Origin of the sequence: Micromonospora acroterricola (genome assembly GCF_003172955.1) — a bacterium.
GTDB lineage: Bacteria > Actinomycetota > Actinomycetes > Mycobacteriales > Micromonosporaceae > Micromonospora > Micromonospora acroterricola.
This window is the reverse complement of the sequence record NZ_QGKR01000118.1, coordinates 1-4,356: the sequence shown is the minus strand read 5'-3', so window position 1 is coordinate 4,356 and position 4,356 is coordinate 1. Positions and strand designations below refer to the sequence as shown.

Annotated in this window: 3 protein-coding genes and 1 pseudogene; all 4 read left to right on the top strand. The window is 74.9% G+C overall.

The annotated features are described in order from the left end of the window. Positions 1 to 1,417, top strand: a 1,417-nt coding sequence (locus tag DKT68_RS04140) for a fibronectin type III domain-containing protein (protein WP_146218281.1), incomplete at its 5' end; no start/stop codon positions are given. Between the two features lie 28 nt (positions 1,418 to 1,445). Further along, complete coding sequence (locus DKT68_RS04135; RefSeq protein WP_109816104.1) at positions 1,446 to 2,441, top strand: AAA family ATPase; 996 nt, start codon at positions 1,446 to 1,448, stop codon at positions 2,439 to 2,441. Positions 2,442 to 2,455: 14 nt separating this feature from the next. Continuing rightward, on the top strand, positions 2,456 to 3,658 hold the full coding sequence (locus tag DKT68_RS04130) for a DUF58 domain-containing protein (protein WP_109816103.1): 1,203 nt from the start codon (positions 2,456 to 2,458) through the stop codon (positions 3,656 to 3,658). Between the two features lie 116 nt (positions 3,659 to 3,774). Further along, positions 3,775 to 4,356: pseudogene (locus tag DKT68_RS04125) on the top strand (transglutaminase domain-containing protein); the annotation flags it as partial.

Genomic DNA, 4,356 nt, shown 5'->3' with positions numbered 1-4,356 from the left:
CACGCCGAAGAAGCCCCGGGTGGGCAAGCCGAGCGCGCCGCGCGGCGTCACCGCCGCCGCCGGCAACGCCCAGGCCCGGGTGAGCTGGCGGCCGGCCGCCGCCAACGGCGCCGAGATCATCAAGTACGTGGTGCAGGGCGCGGGCCAGCGCCTGGAGGTGGGCGCCAACCAACGCGCGGTGGAGGTCAAGGGACTGACCAACGGCAAGACGTACCGGTTCGCGGTGCACGCCGTGAACGTTAAGGGCGACGGCCCGTCCCGCAGCAGCAACCCGGTCACGCCAACCGCCGCGGTGCCCGACCCGCCCGCGAGCGTCACGGCCCAGGAGCGTCCGGACGGCACGGTGCTGGTGAAGTGGCCGGCCGCGAACGGGCAGGGCAACAAGATCGCGAAGTACGCGGTGACGGCCAGCTCGGCGGGCACGAACGCGCCTGCCGGCGAGTCGACGAAGACGGAGCTGGTGGTGCCCGCCGGGGAGCTGGAGTTCGGCACCCAGTACGCGTTCACCGTGGTCGCGGTCAACGACAAGGGCGCCGGCTCGACGGCCTCGCCGGTCAGCAACACGGTGGTGCCGTTCGCGGCGCCCGGCCGGCCGCTCGACCTTCAGGCCGGCACGGTCGCCGCCCAGCCCGGCGCGATCACCGTGCAGTGGGCGCCGGCCGAGGCGAACGGCCGTCCAGTCACCAAATATCTCGTGGACGTCGGTGGGCGCAGCAGCGAGGTGACCGACACCCGGACCACCGTCACCGGGCTGGGCAACGGCCAGAACGTCACCGTGAAGGTGAAGGCGGTCAACGAGGCCGGGCCCGGCCCGGAGGCCACCGCCACCGCCCGGACGGTCGCCGAGCCGCGGGTCACCGTGACGGGCTCGTCGGCGACGGCCACCTCGGCGACCGTCACGTTCACCGTGGACGCTGGCGGCGGCAAGGCCACCTGTTCGGTGAGCACGCCGGGCGAGCCGGCGAAGGCCGGGGCCTGCTCCAGCATCACGGTGCCGGGCCTGACGCCGGGCACGAAGTACACGTTCACGGTGACCGCCACCAACGCCGCCGGCAAGAGCACCGCGACGAGAGCGCAGGAAACGGACGCGCTGTACGGCATCGCGACGTGCCGCAACGGGGCGTCGGGCCCGGAGGCGAGCTACTGCACCCGGGAGATTCCCGGCGAGCGCAACGGTAACGAGATCTTCGAGGTCACCCGCCAGGACAACGACCGACAGGCCGGCTGGGTGCCCAACGGCAAGCGGCTGAAGGCGTACTGCAAGAAGTCCGGCGAAGAGGTGTTCGCCTACATCTACAACAACGACAAGCGCAGCACCTGGTGGGTGCAGGTCGAGTACAGCGGGAAGAACTACATCCCCTGGGCCTGGCTCAACCTGGAGGGCGGCGACAACATCAACGTCCTGCCCACCTGCTAGACCAGCCAGGCAAGGAGCACCACCGACCGTGAACACCCACGAGCCGCTCACCCAGCCGGAGGTGCAGGGCTTCGCCGCCCTGGCCGCGCGGCTGGCCGAGAACGTCAACGCGGTGGTGCTCGGCAAGCCGCAGGTGGTCCGGCTGGCGCTGACCGCGCTGTTCGCGCAGGGTCACGTGCTTCTGGAGGACGTGCCCGGAGTCGGCAAGACCACCCTCGCGCGGGCCATCGCCGCCACGGTGAAGGGTGAGTGGCGGCGCATCCAGTTCACCCCCGACCTGCTGCCCTCCGACGTGTCCGGTGTGACCATCTTCAACCAGGCGACCCGCGACTTCGAGTTCCATTCCGGGCCGGTCTTCGCCAACATCGTCATCGCCGACGAGATCAACCGGGCGTCGCCGAAGACCCAGTCAGCGCTGCTGGAGGTCATGGAGGAACGCACGGTCACCGTGGACGGGGTCCGGCACCCGGTGCCGGCGCCGTTCCTGGTCGTCGCCACGCAGAACCCGGTGGAGATGGACGGCACCTACCGGCTGCCCGAGGCGCAGCTGGACCGCTTCCTGGTCAAGCTGTCCGTCGGCTACCCGGACGAGGCGGTCGAGGTGGAGGTGCTGCGCGGCGCCACCGTGCGCTCCCCCGAGGCGCTCACGCCGGTCACCGACACCGCCACCGTCGGGGAGATGGTCCGGATGGCCCGCCGGGTGCACATCGCCGAGCCGCTCTACGCGTACGCGGTCCGGCTGGCCGCCGCCACCCGCACCCATCAGCACGTGCGCGTGGGGGTCAGCCCCCGGGGAGTGATCGCGCTGACCCGCGCCGCGTGCGCGTACGCGCTGATCGACGGACGCGGTTGGATCATGCCCGAGGACCTGAAGGCGCTCGCCGAATCGGTGTTCGCGCACCGGCTGCTGCTCACCCCGGACGCCCAGGTGCGCGGGATGACCGCCGCGGAGGTGCTGCGCCAGGCCATCGCCTCGGTGCCGGTGCCACTGCCGTCGGGGCAGCCGGCGCCGGTGCAGGGCTGACCGGCAGCAGCGGCATGGGGATCACCGCCCGCGGGGTCGGGCTGCTCGTCGCCGCCGTCGTCCTGCTCGGCGTGGGGTTCCGGTTCGCGTACCCCGAGCTGACCCTGCTGGGCGCGGCGGCCGGCGCGGCCGTCGGCTACGCGGCGCTGACCGCGGCCTGGCGGCCCCGGCTGACGGTGGCCCGCCGCGCCGACCCGGACCGGGTGGCCCGTGGCGAGCCGGCGAGCATGACCCTCACCGTGCGCAACGCCGCCCGGTTGCGCTCGGCGAACCTGCTGGCCGAGGACCGCTGCGGGGACCGCACGGTGCTGGTGCCGCTGCTGCGCCTGCGGCCCGGGCGGGACACCGAGGTCCGCTACGACGTGCCGACGCACCGTCGGGGGGTGGTGCCGGTCGGGCCGCTGCGGGTGACCCGGCGGGACCCGCTGGGTCTCGTGGCGCTGGCCCGCCCGTACGGTGCGACGACGCCGGTGTGGGTACATCCCCGGATCCACCCGTTGACGGCGGTGCCCACCGGCGCGGGGCGCAGCCTCGACGGCCGGGTGGACGGGGTGCCGCACGGGTCGATCACGTTCGACTCGCTGCGGGAGTACGTGGTGGGCGACGAGCTGCGCCGGGTGCACTGGCGCACCAGCGCCCGCGTCGGCGAGCTGATGGTGCGGGAGAACGTGGACACGAGTCTGCCCCGCCTGGTCGTGCTGCTCGACAACCGCGGCGCCGCGCACCCGGAGCGGGTGGACGGGGTGGCGGAGTCGTTCGAGTCGGGCTGCGAGGCGGCGGCGTCGATCGTCACCGCGGCGCACCGCGCGGACCTGCCGGTGCTGTTACTGCTGGTCGCCCCGGAGCCGGCCACCCCCGCCCAGCGGGAACGCGCCGACGCTGACGCGCACGGCGACGACTCCACCGGCGGTCAGCCGCTCGGGCCGCTGGACCGGCTCGCGGCCGCCGGGCTCTCCAGCGACGACGCCGCGCTGCGCGCGGCCACCACCCGACTGCGCCAGGACCGGCTCGGCGACACGTTGATCTTCCTGACCGGGCCGGGTGGCCGCGCCGAGCTGGGGCACGTCGGCGCGCTGCGCGGCGCGTACCCGTCGGTGGTGGTCGGGGTCTTCGGCGCGGCCGAGCCGACGCCGCCCGGCACGGCGGGTCTGGTCGTGGTCGACGCGGCCGACGGCGCGCGGTTCGCCGCCGAGTGGGACGGGGTGCGCCGGTGGTGACGGGCGTCGGCCAGCAGCGTTCCGGGTCGGCGACCAACGCCGGTCCGGCGGGCCCCGGGACGAGCCCGGGCACGCCGCCGGTCGACGGCCCGGCGTGGCGGGGCGTACCCGGTCGGGTGCTGCGGGCGGCCGTCGTCCCGCTGGCGCTGATCGTGCTGACGGCGCTCGCCGGGGTGGTGCTCGGCCGGGTGTACGCCGGTGACCTGCTGACCCGGCTGGTCATCGGCGCGGCGGCCGGCGCGGTGCTGGTCAGCGTGGCCGCCCGGCGGCTGCCGTCCTGGCTGGTGGCGCCGGTGTCGGTGGCCGCGATGTCCGGCTGGACGCTCTGGTCGCTGCGGCTGGCCGCCACCCACGCCGACCTGCCCGGCAGCCTCCTGGAGGTGACCGCCGACGCCGCGCGCAACGGCATCCCCCGGCTGCTCACCGCGATGATCCCCGTCGAGCCCACGCCGGACACGGTGCTGGTGCCGGTGGTCGCCGCCTGGCTGGCCGGGCTGACCGGCGCCGAGGTGGCGCTGCGCACCGGTCGGGTGCTGCTGGGCTACCTGCCGGCGGCGGGGCTCTACGCCGCCGCCCTCTACGTGGTCGGCCCGAACGCCGAACCGGCGATCGGGCCGACGCTGGCGTTCGTCGCGGTCGCCGCGGTCGGCCTGGCGGCGCCCGCCGGCGCGGCGCCGGCCGGCGGCGACCCGGCCGCC

Bases quoted from the DNA above. Each gene is read 5' to 3' on its own strand.
- DKT68_RS04130 (WP_109816103.1), top strand. From the start codon at position 2,456: ATGGGGATCACCGCCCGCGGGGTCGGGCTGCTCGTCGCCGCCGTCGTC.